Origin of the sequence: Solidesulfovibrio sp. (assembly GCF_029978005.1) — a bacterium.
Classification (GTDB): Bacteria; Desulfobacterota; Desulfovibrionia; order Desulfovibrionales; family Desulfovibrionaceae; genus Solidesulfovibrio.
In genome coordinates, this window is sequence record NZ_JARKOZ010000167.1 from 1 (window position 1) to 25,212 (window position 25,212).

Genomic DNA, 25,212 nt, shown 5'->3' on the forward strand with positions numbered 1-25,212 from the left:
AATTCCGGGCAACGTGCTGGCCGGCTTTGCGGCCTGCGGGTTGCCCGGAATTCCGCGACCACATGGTCTCCCGCAACGCCGCTTGCCGTCCCCGACCGCCTTCCCACCCGCACCCGTCGGGGAGGGTCCGGGAGGGGGTCACCCCCTCCCGGCCGCCGGAGGCAGCCTTTCTCTCCAACCCTACCCGCCGATCACGACCCAGTGGCCGGTGTCCTCCCGCACGATGCGGTAGCGCGTCACGCCCGCCTCGCGAAGGGCCTTTTCATGGTTCCTCGGACTCGTGCCCGGTCGGGGCGGAGGCGGGGAGCCCGAGGCCCAGCGGGGGTCGCGGCCGGCCATCTTGCGGCAGATGTCCTGGCGCATTTCCGCCGTGCCCAGTCCGCCGCCGAGGCAGGCCGTGCCGCCCGGGGAGAGCACCCGGCGCACCTCGGCGAAGGCGCGCGGCAGGTCCGGCCAGAACATGAGCGAGCCCCGGCTGACGATCAGGTCCGCGCAGCCGTCGGCCAGGGGCAGGGCGCAGGCGTCGCCGGCCAGGGGCAGGGCCCGGCCCTGGAGCCCGCGCTCCCTGGCGAGCCGGGCCGAGGCGGCCAGCATGACGGGCGAGCGGTCCATGAGGACCACCGTGAAATCGCTTTGCCCGGCCACGGCCAGCCCCAGGTCTCCGCCGCCGCAGCCGAGGTCCAGGCACAGCCCGCGCCTGAGCCCGGACCAGTCCAGGAACTGGCCGGCGTAGAAGGGGTAGAGCGGCGCGAACACCTCCCGGGCGATGGAAAGGAAGCCTTCCGGGTCCATGGGGCCGTCCATGGTTTCCTGCGTCATGACGATTCCCTCATGCCGCCGTCCGTCAGGAGACGGCCTTGTCCTGGCGGAACAGCACGGCCATGAGGCCCTGGTTGTAGAGGTTGCGGGCGAAGCATTCGCAGGTGACGTCGCAGCCGGTGCACACGTGCATGAACATGCTGCGATTGCCCACGGCGATGCTGCGGCCGGGGTAGGCCTTGCCGATGACGCCGTCCGGGAGCTCCTTGAAATAGCCGGAGAAGGGGTAGGGCTTTCGCTCGCCGTCGTCCAGGTAATAGCGGTAGCCGCCGTTGTGCTGGAAGATGGGGTGGCGTCCCGTGGAGATGGCCAGGAACTGGGCGTCCCCGGGCTCGTAGCGCAGCCAGTCCTTGCCGTTTTCGCAGGTGGTGTAGGGTGCGGGGAATTCCGAGCAGCCCACGCCCTCGATGATGGCCAGGGCCACCCGGTTGCCGGCGGCGAGGAGGTCGAGCAGGCGCGGCCGGATGTCGAGGATGGTCGGCGCGGGGCCGAGGTTCTGGGAGACCGGGATCACGTCGCTCGGCTCCGGAATCATGACCAGCCGGCGCAGGGAGGTGCCCTTGAAATAGCAGCCGCGCGCGGCCACGGCCATGTGGTCCGGGAGCCGGGAACCGTCGTCCGGGCCGCCGCCGAACTGCTCGAGGATGTCTTTTTTGGACACGACGCGGGTGATGTGCGGATGGCGCGAGAGCCTTTCCAGGTCGCGCCGGGAGGGGTTGTAGATGCCGGCGTAGTGGGCGCACCAGTTGCTGGACACGGCCAGGCCGTCCAGATCCTCCAGGTCGATGGCGTCGGCGGCCGGGACGAGCTCGCCCGTGCCCACGAGCACGGTGGTCATGCCCGATTCCCGGGCGAAGCGGGCCGCCTCGGCAAAGGCGTTGTCGACGTAGGCCCGGCGCACCTCGGGCGGGAGCGCGCCGTAGCGGCTGGAATAGTACTGCTGGGAGTAGGACAGGAAGGCGAAGCCCGGATCGTAGTGGCGCACGAAATCCAGGGCCGTGTCCGTGACCCAGGCGTTGCTGGCGTCGTCGCGGTCGCCGGGGAAGGGGTGGCGGCCGAGCACCTCGCCCACCATGGGCACGAGTGGCCCGTTCGCATCGGCCGGGCGGCCCGAGCGCAGGTCCACGGTCTGCTGCCACTGCCGCGCGTCGAGAATGGCCAGGGTCATGCCGTCGCCTCCTTGGCGTTCCAGGCCACGTGGTCGCCGTGCAGGGCGATGCGGCCGCCGCACAGCGGGCAGGACCCGCCCGCGGCGTGGAAGGTGTCGAGCTTGTCGCCGCCGCAGCCCAGGCTGTGGCGTTCGATGGCCACGGCCCCGCAGGACGGGCACAGGGTGTTGACCCAGCGCGAGCCGATGAAATTGTGGAAATAGACGTAGTCCAGGCGCTTGCCCACGGCCTCGACCTTGGCGCTTACGACCTCGATGCTCGGGTAGTCCTCCTCGCGCATGCGGTATTCCGGCAGCAGGCGGAAGACGTGCCAGGGGATGTCGCGCCGGATGCCGGCCAGGAAGGCGGCCATGTCGTCGAGTTCGTGGTCGTTGACCCCCTCGATGACGGGAGTCGTCACCTCCACGTGGCAGGTGGCGGCCAGGGCCTCGATGTTGCGCAGGATCGGCCCGGCGTCCGGGATGCTCAGGTAGTCGACGCAGAATTCCCGGGACAGGCCCTTGAGGCTGATGTTGAGGAAGGAGAAGATTTCCCCAAGCTGCTTGGTGGACTTCGGCGTGCCGTAGCCGTTGGTCAGGCAGCCCATGACGATGCCGGCCCGCCTGGCCTCGTCCGCGACCCGGGCCAGGGTCGGCAGGGAGACGGTGGGCTCGTTGACGGCGAAGACGATGGCGTGGCAGCCGTGTTTGCGCGCCTTGTCCACCAGGGACGCGGGCGCGATGTCGAGCATGACGTCCATGAGACCCGCCGGATCGACCTTGACCACCTCGGAATTGGAACAGTAGCGGCAGTTGAAGTTGCAGCCGGCCGTGCCGACCACCAGGCAGCGCGCCCCGGGCCAGGCGTGGTAGAAGGGGATGGTTTCCACCCGCGAGATGCCGTAGGCGCACCATTTGTCCGGGAAGCGCTCGGTCGCCCGCCCGCCTTCGTCCCGGTACATCTTGCAATAGCCGAAGCTCTCCGGCCCGAGCCGGCAGCGTCGTTCGCAGTAGTCGCACTCCATGAAGACGCTCCTTGCTTGCCCACCGCGCCTCGCAGGAGGCGGTGGGGCGTCGCGACATGACCGTATCGCAGCCCTAACACAGGGCCGTTTTCCTCAAAAGACGCCGCGAAGGTTTTGTAAAATATAGAAACAATATAAATAGGTTGCAGTTGATTGCCTCAATATTTGCATGGGAGACGGCATCAACCCGGCAGGCCCTGCCAGCCCCGGCCGGCGCACCAGATCGCCAGGGCGGCCGCAACCAGCAGGACGTCGCCCGGGCCGAAGGACAGCCGGCCGCCGCCGGAGAGCGTCCGGCCGGAAATGCCCCGCAGCTCCAGGGACAGGGCCAGGTCCGTGGAGCGCTTCATCTGGGCCAGGAAGACCGGCACGAAAAGGGGCAGGAAATTTTTCGGATTGAGGAGTTTTTTCGTCTCGAACCCCCGGCAGCGCTGCACCTCGACCACATGCATGGCCAGGCCGAAGACGTTGGGGACCATGGTGGCCAGGGTGGAGAAGAAAAGCACCAGCTTGCCCGGCAGGTGCAGGGCGCGAAGCGAGAGCAGCATGTCCGAGAAGGTCGTCCACTTGACGACCAGAATGTCGGCCAAAACGAGCAGCATCAGGCGCAGGGAGAAGACCGACAGCCAGTCGAGGCCGAGCAGCACGCCGCTTCGCCAGTCGTCGGCCTTTTCGATGCCGCCGAGGAGGAAGAGGAGGAGAAGCGTGGGCAGGGAGGCGGCGAAGACCACGAACATCAACCCCACCATCCTGTCCATGTCCCCGGCCAAGGCCAGCAGCCCGAGCAGAAGGACGACCAGGCCCACCAGCACCCGCCAGTCCTGGCAGTAGAAGGCGTAGGCCGAAAGCGACAGGACGAAGAAGCACTTGGCCAGGGCGCTTGCGCCCTTGAGCAGGCTGATCATGGGACCGTCCAGGGGTTGGGGGCGTCGGAGACGATGCGCCCGCCCTCGAGCCTGACGATGCGGCTGGCGGCGAGGTCCGCGAAGGCCTCCTCGTGGGTGGCGAAGACCACGGCCTGGCCCTTGGCGGCGCACTCCCGCACCAGGCCGGCCATGGCCGCCATGTTGGCGTCGTCGAGGCCGGTGGTGGGCTCGTCCAGGCACAGCACGGCCGGTTCGGCGACCAGCACCGAGGCCAGGCACAGGCGGCGCTTCTCGCCGAAGCTGAGGGAAAAGGGGGCGCGCTCGGCCATGCCGGAAAGCCCGAGCCGAGCGAGCTGTTCCTCGCAGCGCTGCTCCCGCTCCTGCCGGGCCAGGCCCAGGTTGATCAGCCAGTAGCCGCATTCGGCGGCCACGGTGTGGGCGAAGATCTGCTCCTCGGGATTCTGGAACATGAGCCCCACGTCGCGGGCGGCGGTAAGCCCGGGGCCGAGGCGGACCTCGCCGGCGCTGGGCTTGGCCAGGCCCTTGATGAGCCGCAGCAGGGTCGATTTGCCCGCGCCGTTGCCCCCGAGCAGGGCCACGGATTCGCCCGGGCGCACCACGAGGTCCAGGCCGGCCAGGACCGGCCGGTCCTTGGCGTAGCCGTAGCGGACGCCCTCGCAGGCCACGGCCGGTTCGCCGTCGCCGGCCGGGGGGAAGGGGGGAAGCCCGGCGGCCATGTCCGCCACGGGTTTCGGCCTCAAGGAAGACCGGGGGCCGTCGGCCGTGAGCCGGCCGCCGGTGACGGTCAGCACGCGTTCGGCAAAGCCGTCCAGGCGGGCCAGGTCGTGCTCGATGACCAGGACGATCCAGCCGTGACAGCTGCAAAGCTGCCCCAGGTGGTCGAAGAGCCGGTCCGAGGCGGCTGCGTCCAGGTAGCTCGTGGGTTCGTCCAGGAGGAGCACCCGGGGCTCCATGGCCAGCATGGACAGGACGGCGGTAAGCTGCTTCTGGCCGAGGGACAGCTTGCCCACGGGCATGTCGCGTTTGGCGGCGAAGCCGTAGCGGTCGAGAAGTTCCCCGGCCACGGCGGCGCAGCGGTCCTCGGACTCGCCGCGCACGCGAAGGGCCAGGGCCAGCTCCTCATAGACCGTGCGGCAGAACAGCTGGGCCTCGGGGTTTTGCCCGACCAGGCCGGCGAAACCGCGCGGCGCGCCCTCGGCCCCGTCCCGGCCGTCGTAGCGCAGCGTTCCGGCGGTTTCGCCGGCCAGGGCCAGGCGATGGGCCCCGCACAGGTGGAAGCCCAGGGTGGACTTGCCCGAGCCCGACGGCCCGACGATGCCCACCCGTTCCCCGGGGGCGATGGAGAGGCTCACGTCCGAGAGGATGGGCCTGTCCATCCCGGCCGGGGTGAAGGCGACGTTTTCGAGTTCGATCATGCCGTTCGCAGCATGGCCACGGCCTGCAGGCCGTTGACCCGTTTCCAGACCAGGAAAGCCAGCCACACGCCGCAGGCGTTGATGGCCAGGGACGTGACCAGGGAGATGCCGAACAGGAACTTGGTGGCCGAGGCCCAGGGCATGCCCATGGCTACGCGCACGGCCATGGCCGCCGTGGGGCCGACGAGCCCGCCGACCAGGACGGCGACGTAGGCCCGGGCCCGGGGCAGGGACCGGCGCAGCAGGCTGAACAGGACGTCGTAGACGACGCCTTGCGTCAAGGCCGGCACGAGCTTGATGAAACCGGGCTCGCCCCCGGCCGCCGGCATGAACACGGCGGCCAGGAGTCCCCAGGCCAGTTCGTAGGCGATGAGCGTGCCGAAGCGGTCGAGCATCAGGCGCGTGAGCACCATGAGCATGACCGAAACGACCATTTCCAGTCGCGCCACCTGGTGGATGGCCGTGAGCTGGAGCGCGGTTTTAAATACCACGCCCCAGCCGAAGTCCAAGGCCACCATGGAGGCGAAGAACACGACCTGGGCCGTGGTGAGCCCGCGCTTTTTCAGAACTTGCATGACAGTTCCAGGAAGAGCATCCGGCCGACGTTGAGCGTGTTGGGATTGTGGGCGTCCACGTACTGGTGGTCGAGGAGGTTCTCGGCGGTGAAGGACACGGTGAAGTTCTCGCCGTAGCGGCCGAGGAAGTCCAGGTTGCGCCAGAGCTTGGCGTTGACCAGGGCGTGGGGCGGTATGATGTTGGCGTCGGTATTCAGGTCGTCGTAGTACATAAGGCCCACGTACTGCACGGCGACCTTGTTGTTCACGTACTTGTTGAGCCAGGTGAAGCCCAGGTTGAAGGAGTTCTGCGGCACCATGGGCAGAAGCTTGCCCACGAGGTCCGGCCGGCCGGGGAAGTCCGTGACGCGCGAGTCGTTGAAGGTGTAGTTGCCGAAGAGCGTGAACTTTTTGAGCAGGTCGATGTTCTGGAACTTGAACGGGTCCCATTCGGCGTTGAGCTCCGCGCCCCAGATCTGCACCTGGCCGATGTTCTGCTTCTGGTAGATGCCGGAGGCGACCGTGATGTACGACTGGAGGTCTCTGGCCACGGAGAAGTAGCCGGAACCGGACAGGCGCACGTTCTCCACGGGCTGGTAGTCCGAGCCGATTTCCACGGAGTCGAGCTGTTCGGGGCCGAGCGACGGGTTGGAGATCTTGGTGCCGCCCTTCATCTTGCCGCTGCGGTACATGTCGTCGAGCAGCGGGGCGCGGAAGGCGTGGCCGTAGGAGGCGTAGGCGCTCAGGTTGTCCATGAAGAAGTACTTGACCGAGCCGCGCGGGCTCCAGGCGTCCCAGGTGTGGTCGGGATAGTACTCGGTGTACTTGCTCAGGTTGGACAGGTTGGTGTCGTAGTGGCCGTCGAAGGTGGTGGCGTTGTCGTAGCGCAGGCCGCCGAGAAAGATGAGCTTGTCGTCGAGAAATTTGAGCTGGTCCTGGGCGAAGACGCCGTAGCTGCGGATCTTGCCGAAGTCCGTGGCGAAGTTGGGGGCGGTGCGGTAGTAGTCCGTGCCGTCCATGATGCCGACGCCGTAGTCGAAGCCCACGGTGACGGTGTTGAAGCCGATCTCCTTGGACACGTTGGTGAGCAGGCCGTACTGCTTGCGGTTCACCTTGGTGTCGATGCGGGAGTAGGTGGACAGGTCCGTGACGGTCGACCAGGATTCGTTGGTGCGGTCATAGTGGATGTCCGTGAAGTAGGCGTTGATCATGGTGGACCAGCCTTCCCAGGACCCGGTGAACTTGCCCTGCCAGGCGTCGGTGTCGTAGCCGCGGTGCACGCCGTCGTAGGCCCAGTATTTGGTGCCTTCGCCGGCCTTCTGGTTGTCCTTGGTGTACTGGAATTCGAGGTTGTTGCCCTCGGCGATGTCCCAGCCGACCTTGGCGTTGAGGGTCTTTTCCTGGATGAACGAATTGACCGACCACAGGGTCTGCTCGTCGCTGGGGGTGGCCATGTAGCCCGGGGAGTTGTGGTACAGGGCCGACACCCGGGCGTAGAGGGCGTTGCTCAAGGATTCCGAGGTGCGCCCGGCGGCCACGGCCCGCACCTTCCAGTCGTCGTAGGTGCCGTAGCTGGTCGAGGCCGAGCCGGACACGACCTTGGTGGGCTTTTCCGTGATGATGTTGATGACGCCGCCCATGGCGTTGTTGCCGTAGATGGAGGCGGCCGGTCCTTTGAGGATCTCGATGCGTTTGACGTCCTCGAGGTTGATGCGGTTCCAGTTCACGTCGCCCATGTCCGAGGTGTTTTGCGGCACGCCGTCGATGAGCACCAATGTGCGGCCCTGCTCGTTGCCGAGCCCCCGCAGGGACACCACGGACTTGAAGCTGAAGATGCCGCTCGGGCGCTCCACGTGGGCGCCGGAGATGTAGGAGAGGGCCTCGTCCACGGTCTGGACGGGCATGTCCTTGAGTTCCTGCCTGGTGATGACCGCGACCCGGCCGGGCACTTCCTTGAGCGGCTGTTCGGTACGGGTGGCCGTGACCACCATGTCGTCCATCTTGGCGTCCGCGTCGCCTTGGCCGCTTTGTCCCAGGGCCAGCGACGGCGCGAGGCACAGCGCCAGAAGCGACAAGGCAATGAAACGTTTCATACTCCCTCCCCTTTGTCGGACTGCTGTTGATAGTTCCGAAGGCATCCTCTCTCTCGAATCGCTGTTTCGTGACTCGGCATGCGCGCCTGGACCCGTCCGCCCGTCAGCCCGCCGTGAGCCGGCGGGGCGGGTTGCCCGCGCAGGAGCCGGCGACGTCCCCACGCCGTCGGCCCCTGTCCGTGCGACCGGCCGGAATATGCCCTTGGTCCCCCACGCCGACGACCGCATGACCGCGGCGGTCGGCTGACCCGGGCAATCCGGTCCAGGCACGCCGTGCTTCTCGCACGGGCGCGCAGTGTCACGAATAGTCAAATTGCCATGACAATAGAGCAGCGCAAATGCAGTGACACGATAATGTGCAAGCCACGTGACATTGCATGCAAGTCATGACAATCAGTGCGGATAATACCGCCTTGACAATGGCGGTGTCATAGGGAAAGCTCGAACAAATAGCAAGAGTTCACGATTGTTCTAAAATCGTGATGGCGTGTGTCTTATTTTCTATGCGGCTGTGTTGTTCGTCTTGACGGGATGCAAGAACGCCATGGAATGCCAAAGCCAGGAAATGTTCCACGACAGAGAGCTGGACGCGGCCTGCCTCGATGCCGGGCCGGTCATCTGCGAGCAGTGCGCCCTGGAGGAGCTGGAAGCCATCGGCGAGAGGCTCTTCGATGCGGCCAAGCCCGAGGCTGAGACGGTCAAGGCGTCCTGCCCCTTGTGCAACAGGGCAGGCGTTTGGCTTGCCGTCTCCTTGGCGCTGCATGCCGTACTGCTGCTGACCCTGGCCCAGGCCGGGGCGTTTTCCCTCTCCCCGGACGAAGGCCCGATGGAAACCGTGGTGGAGCTCAACCTCGGCAGCCTGGCCGGGCCGGGCGGCAGCGGCGGGGACGGGCAACTGCCCGGAGGGGGAAGTTCCGGCCGACCGGCCGACGCGCCGCCCGTCGGGCAGGAACCGCCGGCCGCCGCGCCGCCCGATCCCGACGGCCTCGACGAACGCCTGGAAACCGCAGCTCCGGAAACGCCCCAGCCGGAAGCGGTCAGGGAACCGGAGCCGGCCATCGCGCCCGTGCCCGTGGCCGCGCTGGAGACGCCGCCTCGGCCGGAGCCGAAACCCGAACCCAAACCTGAACCAAGGCCCGAAGCGAAGCCCGCGCCCAAACCCGCGCCCAAGCCGCGCCGGGAAGCCAAGTCCCAGGCGCGGCCGAGCGCGGCCCCGTCGGCCCAGGCCCCGGCCGTCGCCGCCACGCCCGAAGCCATGGGGCAGGGGACCGGTACGGGCACGGGGAGCGGCGATGCGGCCGGGCCCGGCCCGGGCAAGGGACCGGGACAGGGGGCCGGGCCGGGCGGCTTTGGCGGCGAAGGTCCCGGCGGCGGAGGCGGCGGCGAGTACGTGGGCCAGTTCGGTCGGGGCGACGGCCCCACCTTCCGTCATCGCGCCCTGCCGCACTACCCGAGCGAGGCCAAGCGGGGGAACCAGGAGGGCAAGGTGGTCCTGCGCCTGTTCATCGACGCCGAAGGCGCGCTACGCAGCGCCGAAATCGTCGAGCACTCCGGGCTCGACTTCGCCGAGGAAGCCCTCCAAGCCGTGCGCAAGTCCACATTCTTCCCGGCCAAGCGCAACGGCCAGCCCGTGGCGAGCCGGGCGCTTCTGGCCATCCGCTTCAAGCTCGAATAGGTTGCGCCGAAGATCGCCGGGGCGGGGCGGTCGCCGAGGCGTCCGTCCGGCCAGGCGTTTTCGCCGGCGGTTGCCGCTTCGTCCGCCCGGACCGCGCATTCCGGAGGACCCATGGCCGGCGAAAGAAACGAACTCCTCGACACCTTTGACGATCCTGAATCCGTGGCACGCTATGTCCAGGGGCCGCCGCGCCACGTGCCGGGGTTTGCCGACCTCCACAAGATGGCGACGATCCTGCTGGCCGAGCGGGCTCCGGCCCGGGCGCGGGTCCTGGTGCTCGGGGCCGGCGGCGGGCTCGAGCTCAAGGCCTTTGCCGACTCCTGTCCGGGCTGGACCTTCGACGGCGTGGACCCGGCCTCGGCCATGCTGGACCTGGCCCGCAAGATCCTCGGGCCGCTTGCGTCGCGCGTGCGCCTGCACCAGGGCGAGATCGACGCCGCCCCGCCGGGGCCTTTCCACGCCGCCGCCTGCCTGCTGACTCTGCATTTCCTGGATCCCGACGCCCGACAGCGCGCGGCGGCCGAGGTCCGCCGCCGCCTGCGGCCGGGCGCTCCCTTCGTCGTGGCCCATTCCAGCTTTCCGCAGGAGGCGCGCGCCCTGTGGCTTTCCCGCTTCGAGGCCTTCGCCGTGGCCTCGGGCGTGCCTCGGGAACAGGCGCGGGAATCCCATGACGCCATCACGCGAAGCCTGCGCACGCTTGCCCCGGAAGAGGACGAAGCGATCCTGCGCCAGGCCGGTTTCTCGGGCGTGAGCCTCTTTTACGCCGCCTTCACCTGGCGCGGCTGGGTGGCCTACGCCTAGTTGCATCCCTTAAGGGAACACCGCAGTCTTCCCCGCGTCGCCCTCTTGCATGGGCAGGCATCCCTTTCCCCGGGGGGGGCGCTCCGCCGTCGCCGAAAGCTGTTGCACTTTTCTGCGCGGCAGAACATAATCGCTAAAAATGGAGTACGGTCAAGAGTATGCGGCCAATGCGCCGATTGCCGCAGAAAGTGGGATAGAGATGTGCCGTTGCATGACCGATAGTACGGTATGAAATTATTTCGCGTGTCGCGAACATCGATGGTCGCCGCCGTTGTGATGATTGCGGCGATAGGCGCGGTCGTCTTCGCGAGAGAGTACAAAAGCCTTGTCGTTGAATACAAAAGAGCGGTGAACGAGGCGACCACGACGCCGGACGCGGGCGCGGTCCAAGGCAAATTCCTCGATGCCTTCCACAACGCCGTGGCGCGGAGGTTCCGGGACGCCCTTCAGGACGGCGCGATCACGGCGTTTTTCTGCAACGACTCGGTCATGGGCGGCCATACCGACGACGAGCCGCGCACGACCATCGCCGAAATGCTCGGCCAGGCCACGGGTCTCGACTTCTACCCGGTCAGCGGCGCGGGCTACACGGCGGTGCTCTTTCGCGAGTACGCCGGCCTCGTGGCCCAGGCGCGGCAGCGGCCGCGACTGGCCGTCGTTTCCGTCAACCTCCGCGCCTTTTCCGACGATTGGCTCTTCACCCCGCGCTGGGAATACGCCGCCACGGTGGCCTATCTGCGCCTGCTGGCCGACGCGCCGTCCCCGGCGGACGTGCCGTCCTGGGCCTGGTCGGGGAAGGGCGATCCGGCCGGCTACTGGGCCCGCCGGGCGCAACGGCCCGCGGACGCCTACGGCGACCTCTTCGTGACGATGCACGCCCGGCGCGACGAGCTCCTGCGAGAGCCTGCGCCGGGCTTGTCGCCTGAGGACGCGAGTCGGCGGGAGCACTTCATCAACAACTACATGTCGCGCCTCTCGCCGGACCATCCCATGCTGCGGGCGCTCACGGACACGGCGCTACGGCTCGAACGGGCCGGCGTGACTGTGGTCTTCTATTTGACTCCCATCGACGTGCAAGGCGGCACGCGCCTCGTCGGCCGGGAACTCGCCGCCAACGTCGCCGCGAGCGCCGACCTCGTGGCGCGGACGTTGCGCGACGCCGGGGCGACCTGCCTGGACTTGACCGCGCTGCTGCCAGAGGAGCGGTTCGTGGACCGTGAATACGCCTGCGAGCACCTCGATCTGGCCGGCCGCCGCCGCGTGGCCGCGGCCCTGGCCGCGGCCATGGGCCCCCGGGGCGAGGCCGTGTCGCCAAAGGCGGCCGCAACCGGGACGGCGGGTCGTTGAACGTTCTCCGACGGGCAGGAAGCGGGAGATGCCCCTCGGCTCGCCAGGGCAGACGCGGACCGCATCATTGATGCTCTGCTCGGGGAGTCCGGCCCGGGAAGCCGATGGGGGCATCTTGGTTCGCGGTCAAAAGGAAAGGCTGTCGAAGCCGGCCATCTCGCGCACATCCCGGGGCGTCTTCCCGGCTTGGCGAAGGGCGCGAAGGGTCAGCGACTTGTCGCGCTTGGCGAAGCGGCGGCCCGTGGCGTCGCGCAAAAGTCTGTGATGGCGGTAAAGGGGCGTGGGCAGGCCAAGGAGCGCCTGGAGCAGACGGTGGACGTCCGTGGCCGCGAAAAGGTCCTCGCCGCGCGTGACGAGCGTCACGCCCTGCAGTGCGTCGTCCACCGTGACGCTCAGGTGGTAGCTCGTGGGCACGTCCTTGCGGGCCAGGACCACGTCGCCGAACCGCCCGGGATCGGCCGCGATCTCGCCCCGCGTTTCGTCGTGCCAGGAGAGTCCCCCCGTCATGGCAATGGCCCCGGCCATGTCCAGACGCCAGACGCAGGGGCGGGTCGCGGCCAGGGCGGCGCGTTCGCCCTCGGACAGGCCGCGGCAAGTGCCGGGATAGACCGGCCCGGCGTCGTCGTTTTCCTGAGGCGCGGCCAGTTCCCCGATCTCGCGGCGGGTGCAGAAGCAGGGGTAGAGCAGGCCCATGTCGCGCAGCCGTTCAAGTGCGGCCGCATAGTCCGCGCCGTGCTCGGACTGGAAGCGCACGGGCTCCTCCCAGGTCAGGCCCAGCCAGCGCAGGTCTTCCATGAGGGCCTGGGCGTATTGCGGCTTGCAGCGCCCAGGGTCGATGTCCTCGATGCGCAGCAGGAACCGCCCGCCGGCCTCGCGCGCGGCCTGGTAGGCCGTGAACGCCGAAAAGGCGTGGCCCAGGTGCAGCAACCCCGTGGGGCTCGGGGCAAAGCGGGTGACGATCATGGCTTCATGGCGCGGTTCGGTTGCGACAGGGCAGAGCGCCGGGAGAGACGGCTTTAGGCCAACGTCGCAACATACTGATTATAGACTGTAAAGCTCGTTCTGATTTTCGCCGCCATCCGGAAAGTCATCCGGTCCCGCATCCCGCTCCCCTCTCTTTGCTGCCATCGCGATCCGCAGTCCGTCCAGCCAGGCCTCCCAGGGATGGAAAGCGGTCCGTGGAGGACCGTCCCCCGGGCCTGGGGCCGGCCCCGCCGGGGGAGTCGCCCCGGTCGTTGCCAGTCCGCCGGCCGGAGGATGCAGGGTGCTCTTCACACGGTCGAATGCGCAACGGCGGGGTGCGGCCCGATCGTGGGGGCCTGCGGAGAGGACGCGGCGCACCGCCTGGTCTCGGCCTGGGCTCGGATGTGGCGCACGAAGGAAAAAAGGTTCTCCCCCATGCCGCAAAGGACGATATAGCGCCGCAGACGGCTGGGATTGCGCCGGGCGACGATGGCCAGTTGCCGCCAGAACTGCCAGCGGGCCTCCCCGATCACCCCCTGCCGCCAGATCAGGCGCAACAGGGGCGTGAAGTCCGGGCTGCGGTTTTTCTGGGCCACGACCAGGGCAGGGTCCGCTTTCGCCTTGGGTGCGGCCCCCGGCATGGAGGCCCGGGTCGGGCGCATGTCGAGCGTGGCCCGAAACACCCGCCCCAGGTAGGCTCCCGGAGCGTAAAGGGCGCTCAGGGCCGAGACCTGTTCGGCGAAGATCGCGTCGATGGGCCGCAAGGGGGTGAAATTGGTCAGGGCGTCCCAGCCGCTCTCCTCGATGCCGTCGTGCAGCCGGCCTTCCTCCTTGAGTCTGTCCCACAGGGCGGTGTGGGGAAGGGCGCGCAGGACGTTGACCATGACCCAAGGCAAATCCGCCGCCTCGGCGAAGGCTCGCATGCGCTCTCCGGCTCCGGCCTTTTCGCCGTCCATGCCGAGGATGAAGCTGCCGATGACGCTGAGGCCGTTGGCGGTTATGGCCCGCAGGGAATCAAGCAGCGGGTTGCGCACGTTCTGCTGCTTGTGCGCGGCGATCAGCACGTCGTCGTCCGGGGATTCGATGCCGACGAAGACGTAGGAGAAATTGGCGGCGGTCAGCAGGTCGATCAGCGGGATGTCCTGGCCCAGATTGACCGAGGCCTGGGTGATGAAGTCGAACGGCTCGCCATGCCGGGCCTGCCATTCGATGATACGCTCAAGCAGGGCCACGGCGCGGGGGCGGTTGCCGATGAAGTTGTCGTCGGCCACGAACACCGTGCCCCGAAAGCCGAGCCGGAGGATGCCGTCCAGTTCGCCGATGACCTGATCCGGCGTCTTGTGGCGCTGGGCGCGGCCGAACAGGCTCACGATGTCGCAGAATTCGCAGGCGAAAGGACAGCCCCGGGAGGTCTGCAGGGACATGGATTCGTAATCGCCCAGGGCGATGAGGTCGAAGCGCGGCGGGGGCGATTCGGCCAGGGAGGGCTTGTCCGTGCACACGAACGTCCCGCCGGTACGGCCGGCCGCGATCGCGGCGACCATCTTCGGGACGGTGGTTTCCCCTTCGCCCTGGATGAGGAAGTCGCAGCCGGCGTCCAGCACCTCCTGGGGCGAGGTGCTGGGGTAGGCCCCGCCGGCCGCCGTGGCGACGCCTCGGGCCTTGGCCTCGGCGATAAGCTCCAGCAGGCTTTCGCGCTGCACCAGCATGCCCGTGACCAGCAACAGATCGATCCCGTCCCAGTCAGCCTCGACCAGAGGTCGGACGTTCAAATCAACCAGCCGGATGTTCCAGTCCCTTGGCAGCAAGGCGGCCACGGTCAGCAGTCCCAAGGGCGGCAGCAGGGCCTTTTTCCCGGTCATGGCCAGGGTCTCGCGAAAGCTCCAAAACGATAAAGGCAACGGCGGATGCAGCATGAGAATATTCATGGTGTTCTCCTGCTAGCACATTCGGGACGCACCCACCATGATTCATTTCCGAGGGGGCGATATTTACGGATCCGATCGCTCCCGACGAGCGCCGCGGTCGGCAAGGCGGGCGGCCGGGCCGGATCGGGATCGGCGGTATTGGCCGGCATCGGGCCGCGTCGCGGCCGGCGCGCGGCATCTTGTTGGGAACGCATTGGCGAGATGAAAAATGGACAGAAAGACCGTGTCGCCTGGTAAAGAAAGAGGCGATGGGCGAAAGGGCGACCGGCCCGGCTCCATCCAGGCAGGGCCTGGGTTTTGCCGGTTGCCTGTTTGGCCAAAGCGTCTCCCCCGGGGAGCTGCCCGCCCGTTGCCGGGAGGCCGATGGACCAGATCGGACGGAAACGGGCCCACTTTACCGGTGTCTGCGCGGCCTTTCTCGGTCTTTGGGATTGTATCGGACTGGCTGGATCGCCATTTGGCGGAGGGAGAGGGATTCGAACCCCCGGACGGGTCGCCCCGTCAATGGTTTTCAAGACCACCGCCTTAAACCGCTCGGCCATCCCTCCGTGCAAGCGCTACCTAAAGGGCTTTGCAGCCGGAGGCAACCTCGAAATCCACCGGCTCGCAACCCAGCATCTTGAGTTCCTTGTAGAGCACCTCGGGTATCTCCAGGAAGGCCAGTCCGACGCCCGGGATCGCCCGGCGCTGGCCCCAGGGCTCGCGCCAGGCTACCCGCGCCCGCACAGGCTCGGGCGTCACGTCCGGAAACACCACCCAGGCCGGATCGCTCATGGCCCAGTCCTCGGCCGTGAAGACGAAGCAACCGAGATAGGAGAGGTTCAGGGTGGCGGTGCGTTCGCCGCCGTCGCCCTTGGGCGGGGTGCGCCACAGCACCGCCGGCAGGTTGACGTCCACCCGCTCCCCGCGGCGAAGCCCCCGGGGCAGGAAATCGCGGCAGGCGGCCACGAACACGGAAAGCCCGTCACGGCTGCCCGGGCCGGCGTCCGTGCCCAGGGCGAAGATGGCGTCCGTGGCCGGATCGTGCTTAAGCCGCGCGGAAGGGTAGATTTCCGCCAGGGAATGCAAAAGCTTGCGGTCGATGTCCTTGGCGCGCACGATGGTGGGCACGTCGAAGAGCACGCCGTTGTAGCGGGTATGGCGGGTGGCGGCCAGCAGCTCCTCCGAGGTCCTGGCCACGTCGCATTCGGCTCCCAGCGCCGACAGTTCCTTGAGAAACCGATCCTTGGCCCGTCCGTCGCGGACAACGAGCAACATCCGCATGGAAAACGCCTCATCCGGCTGTGATTCGCGGGCGTGCGCCCCGTCCGCAAGGCGTGCGCCGCGCCCGCCTTGCGGACGGGGCCGGCGCGTCGCATTCGCCTCCTGCCGCCGCGCGGCTGTCGTCGCGCCCCGCTAGCGGCGTTCCTCGATGAGCTTGCGCGCCCGCTCGGCCAGGGTGCCCACCTCGGGCTTGGTCACCTGGTCGTCGGCCCCCACCGAAAGCCCCTTGTGGTAGAGCTGGTCGTTGATCAGCGACGAGAACAGCACCACCGGCAGCTCCTTGAGCACCGGGTCGTCCTTGATCTTCCTGCACAGCGTGTGGCCGTCCATGGACGGCATTTCGATGTCGGACACGACCATGTTGACGAGCCTGGAAAGAGGCGCGCCGGTCTTGGCCGCCTCGGCCTTCCAGGCCAGCAGCCGGTCCCAGGCGTCCTGGCCGTTGATGTCCTGCAGGACCTCGAAGCCGTCCTTTTCCAGGTAGGTGGCGATGAGCCGCCGGATGGAGTTGGAGTCGTCCACCACGAGCGTCTTGTAGGCCGAACGCTCCGGCTCGGGGATGGCCGCCGCCTCCTTCTCCCGTTCGGTCTTCATGGCCAGGGCGGGGTTCAAGTCCCAGATGATCTGCTCCATGTCGAGCAACAGCACGATATGGTCCGGGAACTTCACCACGCCCGTGAAATTGTTGGCCGCAAACGAGGTCACGTAGCCCGACGGCGGTTCCACCTCGGACCAGCTCAGGCGATGGATGCGCGTGACGCCCGAAACCATGAAGGCGTTGATGACCTTGTTGAATTCCGAAACGATGACCTTGGTGTTCTCGTTGCGCGCCATGGGCTTGCCGAGCCACATGCTCAGGTCGATGAGCGGGATGACCCGGGAACGCAGGTTGAAGGTGCCGATCACGCACGGATGCGGCGTTTGCGGCATGCCCGTGACCTTGGGCAGGCGGATGATCTCCAGCACCTTGGCCACGTTGACGCCGTAATGGGCCCGATACGGCTTGACGCCCGGTTCAGGGGCTTCATCGATGTAGAATTCGATGATCTCGAGCTCGTTGGTGCCGGTTTCTAGGAGAATGTTGGTTTGCGCCATGGCTTCCTCGAATGACCGCTTGCCGTTTTCGCCTCAAAATGCCAAACCGCCCCGGTCGCTGCTTCGGACACGCCGCGCGCGGCAGAGCCCAACGGTATGCTTAGCCGCAAGCCGGCCGAGGCGCAAGCGCTTTGCACGGGCTTTGCCCCGACGGCTTTACAGCGCGACGTTCCCTGGACTACATAGCCGCCGTTGCCCCGAAACGCCAAGCCCCCATCAGGCGAGCATACGATTTGAGCCTTCCCAAGACCGCCTATATCCTCCTGTGGTATCCGCTGCCCTCGGAGACCTTCATCTTCCGGGAAGTGGAAAACGCCAAGGCCGCCGGCATGCCGTTTTCCGTCTACGCCCTTTACGGCGAGGCCGGGAAGAACCTTTCCCCCCGCATGCGCCAGGCCGCGCCGGGCGTGACGCGCCTGGGGCTGGCCGCCGTCCCGCGCATCCTGGCCGACATGGCCTGGTGGGCGCTGCGCCGCCCGGTGGAGACGGCCCGCATCCTGTCCGGCGTTCCGCTGCGGCGCTGGAGCTGCCTGGAGGTGGCCGGGGAGAACGTCTGGGCCATGTGCGCCGGCTTCTCCCTGGCCCGCAAGTTCCTGGCCGACGGCATCCGCCGCATCCACGCCGGCTGGGCCAACGGCCCGGCTACGGCCGCCTGGGTGGCCTCGCGGCTTTCCGGCATCCCCTTTTCCTTTTCCGCCCGGGCCGGGGACATCTACCCCCAGGACGGGGCCCTGGCCGAAAAGATGCGCGCGGCCATCGCCATCCACACCAACAACAAGGCCAACATCGCCTACCTGTCCGACACCGCCCCGGACGCCGCCGGCAAGATCCGCCAGATCTACAACAGCCTGACGCTGGCCGGCAAAAGCCGCTCCCCGGTCCACATGGAGCCGCCGTACCGGCTGCTGGCCGTGGGGCGCTTCTGCCGCACCAAGGGCTTCGACGTGCTCATCGACGCCTGCGCCGTGCTGTCGCGCCGGGGATTCCCCTACCAGCTCACCCTGGTCGGCGCGGGCATGCCCTGGCCCACGGCCGTCATCCGCCGCCGCATCCGCATCCACGGCCTGCGCGCCCGGGTCTTTTTGCCCGGCTTCGTCAGCCACGACCGCATGGGCGAGCTCTATGCCGCCAGCGACGTCTTCGTCATGCCGAGCGTGGTGCACCCCACGGGCGACCGCGACGGCATCCCCAACGTCATCATGGAGGCCCTGGCCCACGGCATCCCGACCGTGGCCACCGACGTGTGCGGCATCCCCGAGGTGGTGGAGGACGGCGTGACCGGCCGGCTGGTGCGCCAGCGCGACCCCGAGGCCCTGGCCGACGCGATCATGGCCCTGGCCTCCGACCGCGACCGGGCCGTGGCCATGGCCGAGGCCGGACGCCAGCGCGTGGCCCGCATGTTCGACCCCGAGGCCAACACCCGGGCCATCCTCGATTTCTTCGCCGAGACCACGGCGCGGGGCGCGCGCTGACATGTGCGGCATCGCCGGTTTCGTCTGGCCCCTGGCCGAGACGCCGCCCCCCGAGCCCGAGCGCCTGGCCTGGCTTTCGGCCGCCACCGGCGCACTGCGCCACCGCGGCCCGGACGGCGAGGGGCTCGTCCTCGACGGCCCCTGCGCTTTGGGTCACCGGCGGCTGTCCATCATCGACCTGGCCGCCGGCTCCCAGCCCATGGAGGACGCCGACGGCCGGGCCGTGGTCACCTTCAACGGCGAAATCTACAACTATCGCGAGCTCAAGGCCCGTTACGCCGCCCGGGGATTCAGGTTCCGCACCAATTCCGACACCGAGGCGATCCTGGCCGCCTGGCTCCTGGACGGGCCCGACGGTCTCGACGCCCTGGAAGGCATGTTCGCCTTCGCCCTGTGGGACAGGCAGTCCCGCACGCTTTTCGCCGCCCGCGACCGCTTCGGCAAAAAGCCCCTGTACTACACCGTGCAGGGCGGCGTGCTGGCCTTCGCCTCGGAGCTGACCGCCTTCGAAAAGCTGCCTTTCCTGCGCCTGCGCACGCCGGTTTCGGCCCTCATGCGCTTCGCCGCCTACGAGTACCTGCCCACGCCCGAGACCATCTACAAGGACGTGTACAAGCTGCGGCCCGGCCACAGCCTGCTGTGGCGCGACGGCAAGCTGACCACTTCCTCCTACTGGGACATGCCCTTGCCCGGCCCTGCGCCGAAAGCCTCGGAAGAGGACCTCTGCGCCGAACTGCGCCTGCTTCTGGCCCAGGCCGTCAAGCGTCGGCTCATGGCCGACGTGCCGCTCGGGGTCTTTCTCTCCGGCGGCATCGACTCCTCCACCGTGGCGGCCCTGACCGCCGGCATGGTCAGCCGCATCAAGACCTTCAGCATCGGCTTTTCCGAAGCCTCCTACGACGAGTCGCGCTACGCCCGGCTCGTGGCCGCCCGTTTCGCCACGGACCACCACGAGCGCATCCTCTCGGCCGACGCCTGCGGCGCGCTTTTGCCCGAGATCGTCTCCCGCTTCGACGAGCCCATGGCCGACCCGTCCATCGTGCCGACCTATCTCCTGTCCCAGGTGACGCGCGAAAACGTCACCGTCGCCCTGGGCGGCGACGGTCCGGACGAGCTTTTCTACGGCTACGAGTACTTCCCGGCCTTCAAGCTGGCCGCCGCCTACGACAGGCTGCCGGCCTTCGCCCGCAAGGGGATCGTCGAGCCCCTGGCCAAGCTTTTGCCGCACTCGGCCGGCTACATCAATCCGCGCTTCGTGGCCGACACCTTCCTGGCCGGGGCCACGGCCCCGAAATGGCTTCGCGTCCAGACCTGGCTTTCCGCCTTCACCGCCGAGGCCCAGGCGCACCTGTGGAAGGAGCCCGCGCCGGGGCTCCTCGATCCGGCGAACCTCTTCGCCCCGACGCGGGAGCTCTTCGAGGCCTACCCGGCCGCCGACCCCCTGGCCCGGGTCGGCTACGTCTTCGCCCGGCAGTACATGCTCGACTACATCCTGGTGAAGGTGGACCGCTGCTCCATGATGCACTCCCTGGAGGCGCGCGCCCCCTTCCTCGACCGCGACGTGGCCGAGTTCGTCTGCCGCCTGCCGGCGCGCTGGAAGCTGCGCGGGACCAGACGCAAATACCTCCTCAGGAAGGCCGTGGCCGGCCTGCTGCCCAAGGAGATCCTCGGCCGGGGCAAGCGCGGCTTTCTCATCCCCGTGGCCTCGTGGCTGCGCGGCCAGCTGCGGCCGCAGGTGGATGCGCTGCTTGGCGAGAAGCACCTGCGTGAGCAGGGCGTCTTCGACCCCAAGGAAGTGGGGCGGCTGGTGACCGAGCACGCCACGGGCGCGGCCGATCACCGCAAGAAGCTCTGGACGCTTCTGGTCCTGCAACTGTGGCTCGATAGCCGCAAACCGAGTCTCATCCCGTGAAGCCCCATCTCGATCCGGCCCGGCCGGAACACGCGCTGACCCGCGCGGCCCTTCGCGCCTCGGGCCGGGCCGACATCCTGCTCTTCCTGCTCGTGTCCACCATCGCCTCGACGGCCGGCATCCAGGCCTGGCAGACGCTCATCAACAACTTTGCCGTGGAATCGGCCCATCTCGGGGCCGACGCCATCGGCTTCATCCAGTCCATCCGCGAGGTGCCCGGCTTTCTCTCCATGCTGGTCATCTACGTGCTGCTCGTTTTGAGCGAACAGCGCGCCGCCTCGCTGTCCGTCCTGGTTCTCGGCATCGGTCTGGCGGTCACGGGCTATTTTCCGAGCTTCTGGGGACTGACGCTCACCACCCTGGTCATGTCCGCGGGCTTTCACTACTACGAGCCGCTGAACCAGTCCCTCACCCTGCAGCATTTCAACACCTTCGAGGCCCCGGTGGTGCTCTCGCGGGTGCGGGCCGTGGGAGCCCTGGCCAACATCGCCGTGGGCATCCTCATCTACTTCCTGGCCGACGCCATGGGCTACAAGGGCATGTTCGCCGTCGTCGGCGCGCTGGTGGCCATGGCCGGCGTGTGGGGCCTGTTCAAGAAGCCCTGCGAGACCGACCTGCCGCCCCAGAAAAAGAAGATGTACCTGCGGCGCAAATACTGGCTCTACTACCTGCTCACCTTCCTCGAAGGCTCGCGCCGCCAGATCTTCATCGTTTTCGCCGTGTATCTGCTGGTCAAGAAGTTCGACTACTCCATCCAGTCCATCACCATCCTCTTTGTCATCAACAACGCCATCAACTACTTCCTCAATCCCATGATCGGCCGGGCCATCAACCGGTTCGGCGAGCGCCAGCTGCTCTCCATCGAATACGCCGGCATGATCCTGGTCTTTCTCACCTACGCCTACACCGATTCGCACATCGTGGCCGGCATCATGTTCGTGCTCGACTACCTGCTGTTCAACTTCAACGTGGGCGTGCGCACCTACTACCAGAAGATCGCCGCGCCCGAGGACATGGCCTCGGGCATGGCCATGGGATTCACCATCAACCACATCGCCGCCGTGGTCGTGCCCGTGCTCGGCGGCATGCTGTGGATGGTCGACTACAAGATTCCCTTCTTCATCGGCGTGGGCCTGGGCGTGGCCTCCCTGGTCCTGACCCAGTGCATCCGTCTGCCCGCCGCCAAGACGCCCTGACGGCGGTCTTCGCGGTCGGGGCGGCCTTCCCGACAGTCCTGTTGTTCTGAAAGCGTCCCGCGAAATCCGCCGGGCGCGTCTCCCGGCCGGCCGCGACGCTCGCCGGCGACTCCCGTCTTTTCCTTTGCATGACCCGGCGTCGCTTGACCCCGGGCGATTTCCCGATGAGGTTGCCTTGACTAACTGATAGCAAGCTATTAAATAGCGCCGCATCGAACGGAGGTCGTCCATGCCCCAGTCTCCACGGGAGCGCATCGGCATCACCCTGGGCCGCGCCGCCCGGCTCATGCGCACCAGGCTCGACGAACGCCTGGCCCCGCTCGGCCTCACACAGGCCAAGTGGCTCATCCTGCTCTACCTTTCCCGCGACGGCGGCAGGAAGCCCCAGAAGGAGCTGGCCGAGATCGTCGGGGTCGAAGGGCCCACCGTGGTCCGGGTCCTCGACGGCCTGGAGCGCCTGGGGCTCATCGAGCGCCGCGACCAGCCCACCGACCGGCGGTCCAAGGACGTCTGCCTGACGCCGCGCGCCGGGGAGCTCGTGGCCGAGATCCGGCGGATCACGGACGGGTTCCGTAAGGAGATGTGGGCCGGGGTGTCCGAGGAGGACGTAGCCGTGTGCGGCCGCGTGCTTGAGGCGGTCCTGGCAAACCTGGGCGCACTCGGGCGCGATCCGGACTGAGCCCGCCGTTTCGTCCGTTTCCCGCAGTTTTTTTCTCAAGGAGTTACGCATCGTGTCCACGCCCGATATTCCCGGAAAGGGGGCCGCGGGGTCCCTTTCCCATCTGTCTGCGCGCGGCAGAAAAATGCTCCTCGCCGCCGCCCTGATCCTGCCGGCCCTGGCCTTGGCCGTCTGGATCGGCCTGCGCTGGCGGCACGTCACCGAAAACGACGCCAAGGTGCTGGCCGACATGGTCACCATCAGCAGCCGCGTGGACGGCTGGGTGGCCGAACGCGCCGTCACTGACGGCGATCCCGTGGCCAAGGGCCAGGAGCTCGTGCGCATCGACCAGCGCGAAACGTCCCTGGAGGCCGAAGCGCTTCGCGCCAGGCTCGAATCCCTGCGTCTGGAGTCCGAGCGCCTCGTCGTCCAGCTCGCCGTCACCCGGGGCTCCACGGAAAGCGACGTGGACGCCGCCCGGGCCCGCCACGACGCAGCCGAGGCCGCCATGCACGCCGCCCAGGCCGAGTTCGAGCGCACCCGTCTCGACTACGACCGCAACAAGCGCCTGGTGGACGAGAAGGTCATCTCCGCCCAGGCCTGGGACCTGGCCCGCACCACCAACCAGCAGACCGAGGAGAAGATGCGCCAGTCCCGGGCCCAGATCGCCGAGGCCAGGGCCAACCTGGACGACGCCCTGGCCAAGCGCGGCGACGTGGCCGTGCTCGAAAAACAGATCGAGCAGCTCGGCGCGGACATGGCGCAGGTGCGGGCCCAGATCCGCCAGAAGGAGGTGGAGCTCGGCGACCGCGAGGTGAAAAGCCCCATCGCCGGCGTGGTGGACCAGAAGTTCGTCGAGCCCGGGGAGTTCGTCATCCCCGGCCAGCGTCTCGTGCTGCTCCACGACCCCAAATCCGTCTGGATCGAGGTGCACCTCAAGGAGACCAAGCTGGCCGACGTGCGCCCGGGCCAGCCCGTGGAAATCAGCGTGGACGCCTACCCCGGCCGCTCTTTCACGGGCGAGGTCGAGCGCATCGGCAACGCCGCCACCAACCAGTTCGCCCTGCTGCCGAGCCCCAACCCGTCCGGCAACTTCACCAAGATCGCCCAGCGCGTGCCCGTGCGCGTCAGGGTGGACCAGCCCGGGGACAACCCCCTGCGGCCCGGCATGATGGTGGAGGTGGACATTGACGCCTCGCACCGTTGAATCCCTGGCCGCGCGCTACGGCGCGGCCTACAAGTGGTACGCCACCGTGGCCGTGATGCTCGGCTGCGTGGCCACGGTGCTGTCCTCCACCATGGTCAACGTGGCCATGCCCGACATCATGGGCGAGTTCGGCATGGGCCAGGACCAGGTGCAGTGGCTGTCCACCGCCTTCCTGGCCGCCATGACCGCCAGCATGCTGCTGACCGGCTGGGCCCTGGCCGCCTACGGCCCGCTGCCGCCGTACCTGGCCGCCCTGGCCGCCTTCGTCGCCGGATCGCTGCTCGGCGGATCGAGCGGCGGCGAGGAGACGCTCATCCTCTCCCGGGTGATCCAGGGTGCGGCCGCCGGCCTCATCCAGCCCGTGGCCATGGTGGTCATCCTGACCGTCTTCGATCCCTCCCGGCGCGGCACGGCCATGGGCATCTACACCCTGGGCATCGTGGTGGCCCCGGCCCTGGGCCCGACCGTCGGCGGCATGCTCATCGACAACTATTCCTGGCGCTACATCTTCTTTCTGGGTGTGCCCCTGTGTCTCCTGGGCGCGGTGCTGGCCCTGCCGTTTCTGCCCCGCCAGGACAGGCGCGAGACCGGCCCCTTCGACCTGCCGGGCTTCCTCCTGCTCTGCCTGGCCGTGGGCGCGCTCCTGGCCGGGCTGTCCAACGGCCAGCGCCAGGGCTGGGACTCCGGGTTCGTGCGCCTCGCCCTGGGCGCGAGCGCCTGCGCCTGGGCCGGGTTCCTCGCCCGCGAGCGCGCCTGCCGCGCCCCGCTGCTCGCCCTCGGCGTCTACGCCAACCCCCGCTTCCTGGCCGCCGCCGTGGTCTCCTTCATCCTCGGCATGGGCCTTTTCGGCTCCACCTACCTCATCCCGCTCTTCGTGCAGACCGTGCAGGGCTACACCCCCACCGAGGCCGGCCTCATGCTCATGCCCGCCGGCCTGGCCATCGGCCTGGTCTCGCCCGTCTCCGGCCGGCTGGCGGACCGGGTGCCGCCGTACCTGCTCATCATCGCCGGCCTCGCCCTTTTCGCCTGGTCCGGCCTGCTCATGACCGAGGCCGGGACCTCCACCGACTTCTGGACCTTCACCTTCTGGGTGCTCCTCGGCCGCCTGGGGCTCGGCTGCATCACCCCGGCCCTCAACAGCGGCGCGGTCCGGGTCCTCGATCCCGGCCAGATGGGGCAGGGCGCGGGCAACATCAACTTCATGCGCCAGCTCGGCGGCGCGGTCGGCGTCAGCCTGCTCTCCGTCTACCTGGAACGCCAGACCACCCTCTACTGCCAGGCCTTCAACAACCTCCAGACCGGCGGCCACGCCGCCGCCGACGCACTGGACGTGGTCTCGCTGCTCCTCTCCCGGGCCGGCGTCTACGACGACGTCTCCCAGGCCCTGCGTCCCGAGGCCGTCTACCACTTCCTCTCGGAAATGGTCGCCGCCCAAGGACGGATGCTCGGGTTCCGCGAGAGCTTCCTGCTCACGGCGGCCGTCTTCGCCGTGGCCATCGTCCCGGCCTGGTTCATGCGCCGTGGCGGCCGTACCAAGGGGGCGGCGCGGTAGGGTAGGGAAGGGGAGGGGAGTGGAAGGGGGAGTGAAGGGGAAGGGAGAGGACGAGGCCTCCGGCGGCCGGGGGGCATGATGCCCCCCGGACCCCCTCGATGGGGCAGAGGAAGATGGGTAAGCGGGTGGACAGGTGTTCGTGGGCGGGAGTGCGTCGGCGAGGCCGGAATCGGCCCGGCGATGCCGTCGCTGCGCTCCAGGCT

20 protein-coding genes and 1 tRNA gene are annotated in these 25,212 nt (G+C 68.1%); 9 read left to right on the forward strand and 12 right to left on the reverse strand.

Annotated features, from left to right (window positions below; genetic code table 11):
• Positions 1–180: 180 nt before the first annotated feature.
• The 7 genes from Q1K70_RS18340 to Q1K70_RS18370 form a co-directional block, all read right to left on the reverse strand.
• On the reverse strand, positions 181–819 hold the full coding sequence (locus tag Q1K70_RS18340; protein ID WP_300162795.1) for a class I SAM-dependent methyltransferase: 639 nt from the start codon (positions 817–819) through the stop codon (positions 181–183).
• 25 nt (positions 820–844) lie between these two features.
• Positions 845–1,987, reverse strand: a complete 1,143-nt coding sequence (locus Q1K70_RS18345; RefSeq protein WP_300162798.1) for a hypothetical protein — start codon at positions 1,985–1,987, stop codon at positions 845–847.
• Positions 1,984–2,991, reverse strand: a complete 1,008-nt coding sequence (locus tag Q1K70_RS18350; protein ID WP_300162800.1) for a radical SAM protein — start codon at positions 2,989–2,991, stop codon at positions 1,984–1,986. The genes Q1K70_RS18345 and Q1K70_RS18350 overlap by 4 nt, the downstream gene beginning before the upstream one ends.
• Positions 2,992–3,173: 182 nt before the next feature.
• Positions 3,174–3,896 carry an energy-coupling factor transporter transmembrane component T gene (locus tag Q1K70_RS18355; protein WP_300162803.1) on the reverse strand — a complete coding sequence of 241 codons (723 nt, stop codon included), beginning with the start codon at positions 3,894–3,896 and terminating at the stop codon, positions 3,174–3,176.
• A complete protein-coding gene (locus Q1K70_RS18360; RefSeq protein WP_300162806.1) occupies positions 3,893–5,293 on the reverse strand; it encodes an ABC transporter ATP-binding protein in 1,401 nt (466 codons plus the stop codon). The genes Q1K70_RS18355 and Q1K70_RS18360 overlap by 4 nt, the downstream gene beginning before the upstream one ends.
• Complete coding sequence (locus Q1K70_RS18365; protein ID WP_300162810.1) at positions 5,290–5,868, reverse strand: hypothetical protein; 579 nt, start codon at positions 5,866–5,868, stop codon at positions 5,290–5,292. The genes Q1K70_RS18360 and Q1K70_RS18365 overlap by 4 nt, the downstream gene beginning before the upstream one ends.
• A complete protein-coding gene (locus tag Q1K70_RS18370; RefSeq protein ID WP_300162813.1) occupies positions 5,856–7,940 on the reverse strand; it encodes a TonB-dependent receptor in 2,085 nt (694 codons plus the stop codon). Before Q1K70_RS18370 ends, Q1K70_RS18365 begins: the two co-directional genes overlap by 13 nt.
• A 544-nt stretch (positions 7,941–8,484) precedes the next feature.
• On the opposite strand from Q1K70_RS18370, the gene Q1K70_RS18375 reads away from it, so the two are divergent.
• The 3 genes from Q1K70_RS18375 to Q1K70_RS18385 all read left to right on the forward strand — a co-directional run bounded on the left by Q1K70_RS18375 (position 8,485) and on the right by Q1K70_RS18385 (position 11,763).
• Entirely contained in the window at positions 8,485–9,615 is a 1,131-nt protein-coding gene (locus tag Q1K70_RS18375; protein ID WP_300162816.1) for an energy transducer TonB, read from the forward strand.
• A 111-nt stretch (positions 9,616–9,726) separates the two neighbouring features.
• A complete protein-coding gene (locus Q1K70_RS18380) occupies positions 9,727–10,416 on the forward strand; it encodes a class I SAM-dependent methyltransferase (RefSeq protein ID WP_300162819.1) in 690 nt (229 codons plus the stop codon).
• Between the two features lie 348 nt (positions 10,417–10,764).
• Positions 10,765–11,763 (forward strand): hypothetical protein, encoded by a 999-nt coding sequence (locus Q1K70_RS18385; RefSeq protein ID WP_300162821.1) that lies wholly within the window; start codon positions 10,765–10,767, stop codon positions 11,761–11,763.
• Positions 11,764–11,889: 126 nt separating this feature from the next.
• Here Q1K70_RS18385 and gluQRS read toward each other — a convergent pair whose 3' ends face one another.
• From gluQRS to Q1K70_RS18410, 5 genes are all read right to left on the reverse strand, one after another.
• A complete protein-coding gene (gene gluQRS / locus Q1K70_RS18390; RefSeq protein WP_300162824.1) occupies positions 11,890–12,726 on the reverse strand; it encodes a tRNA glutamyl-Q(34) synthetase GluQRS in 837 nt (278 codons plus the stop codon).
• A gap of 308 nt (positions 12,727–13,034) precedes the next feature.
• Positions 13,035–14,654 (reverse strand): B12-binding domain-containing radical SAM protein, encoded by a 1,620-nt coding sequence (locus Q1K70_RS18395; RefSeq protein ID WP_300162827.1) that lies wholly within the window; start codon positions 14,652–14,654, stop codon positions 13,035–13,037.
• 458 nt (positions 14,655–15,112) lie between these two features.
• Positions 15,113–15,202: transfer RNA gene (locus Q1K70_RS18400), tRNA-Ser, on the reverse strand.
• A gap of 13 nt (positions 15,203–15,215) precedes the next feature.
• Positions 15,216–15,917, reverse strand: coding sequence for a PilZ domain-containing protein (locus Q1K70_RS18405; protein ID WP_300162830.1), 702 nt, complete (start codon positions 15,915–15,917; stop codon positions 15,216–15,218).
• A 132-nt stretch (positions 15,918–16,049) separates the two neighbouring features.
• A complete protein-coding gene (locus Q1K70_RS18410; protein WP_300162833.1) occupies positions 16,050–17,012 on the reverse strand; it encodes a chemotaxis protein in 963 nt (320 codons plus the stop codon).
• Between the two features lie 233 nt (positions 17,013–17,245).
• On the opposite strand from Q1K70_RS18410, the gene Q1K70_RS18415 reads away from it, so the two are divergent.
• The 6 genes from Q1K70_RS18415 (at position 17,246) to Q1K70_RS18440 (ending at position 25,009) form a co-directional block, all read left to right on the forward strand.
• The gene (locus Q1K70_RS18415; RefSeq protein WP_300162836.1) at positions 17,246–18,484 is read left to right on the forward strand and encodes a glycosyltransferase family 4 protein; all 1,239 of its coding nucleotides are present in this window, start codon (positions 17,246–17,248) and stop codon (positions 18,482–18,484) included.
• 1 nt (position 18,485) lies between these two features.
• The gene (asnB, locus tag Q1K70_RS18420; RefSeq protein ID WP_300162839.1) at positions 18,486–20,396 is read left to right on the forward strand and encodes an asparagine synthase (glutamine-hydrolyzing); all 1,911 of its coding nucleotides are present in this window, start codon (positions 18,486–18,488) and stop codon (positions 20,394–20,396) included.
• A complete protein-coding gene (locus Q1K70_RS18425; protein ID WP_300162842.1) occupies positions 20,393–21,592 on the forward strand; it encodes an MFS transporter in 1,200 nt (399 codons plus the stop codon). The genes asnB and Q1K70_RS18425 overlap by 4 nt, the downstream gene beginning before the upstream one ends.
• Positions 21,593–21,821: 229 nt before the next feature.
• On the forward strand, positions 21,822–22,271 hold the full coding sequence (locus tag Q1K70_RS18430) for a MarR family transcriptional regulator (protein ID WP_300162845.1): 450 nt from the start codon (positions 21,822–21,824) through the stop codon (positions 22,269–22,271).
• 124 nt (positions 22,272–22,395) lie between these two features.
• Entirely contained in the window at positions 22,396–23,457 is a 1,062-nt protein-coding gene (locus Q1K70_RS18435) for an HlyD family secretion protein (protein ID WP_300162848.1), read from the forward strand.
• A complete protein-coding gene (locus Q1K70_RS18440) occupies positions 23,438–25,009 on the forward strand; it encodes a DHA2 family efflux MFS transporter permease subunit (RefSeq protein WP_300162851.1) in 1,572 nt (523 codons plus the stop codon). The genes Q1K70_RS18435 and Q1K70_RS18440 overlap by 20 nt, the downstream gene beginning before the upstream one ends.
• Positions 25,010–25,212 lie beyond the last annotated feature (203 nt).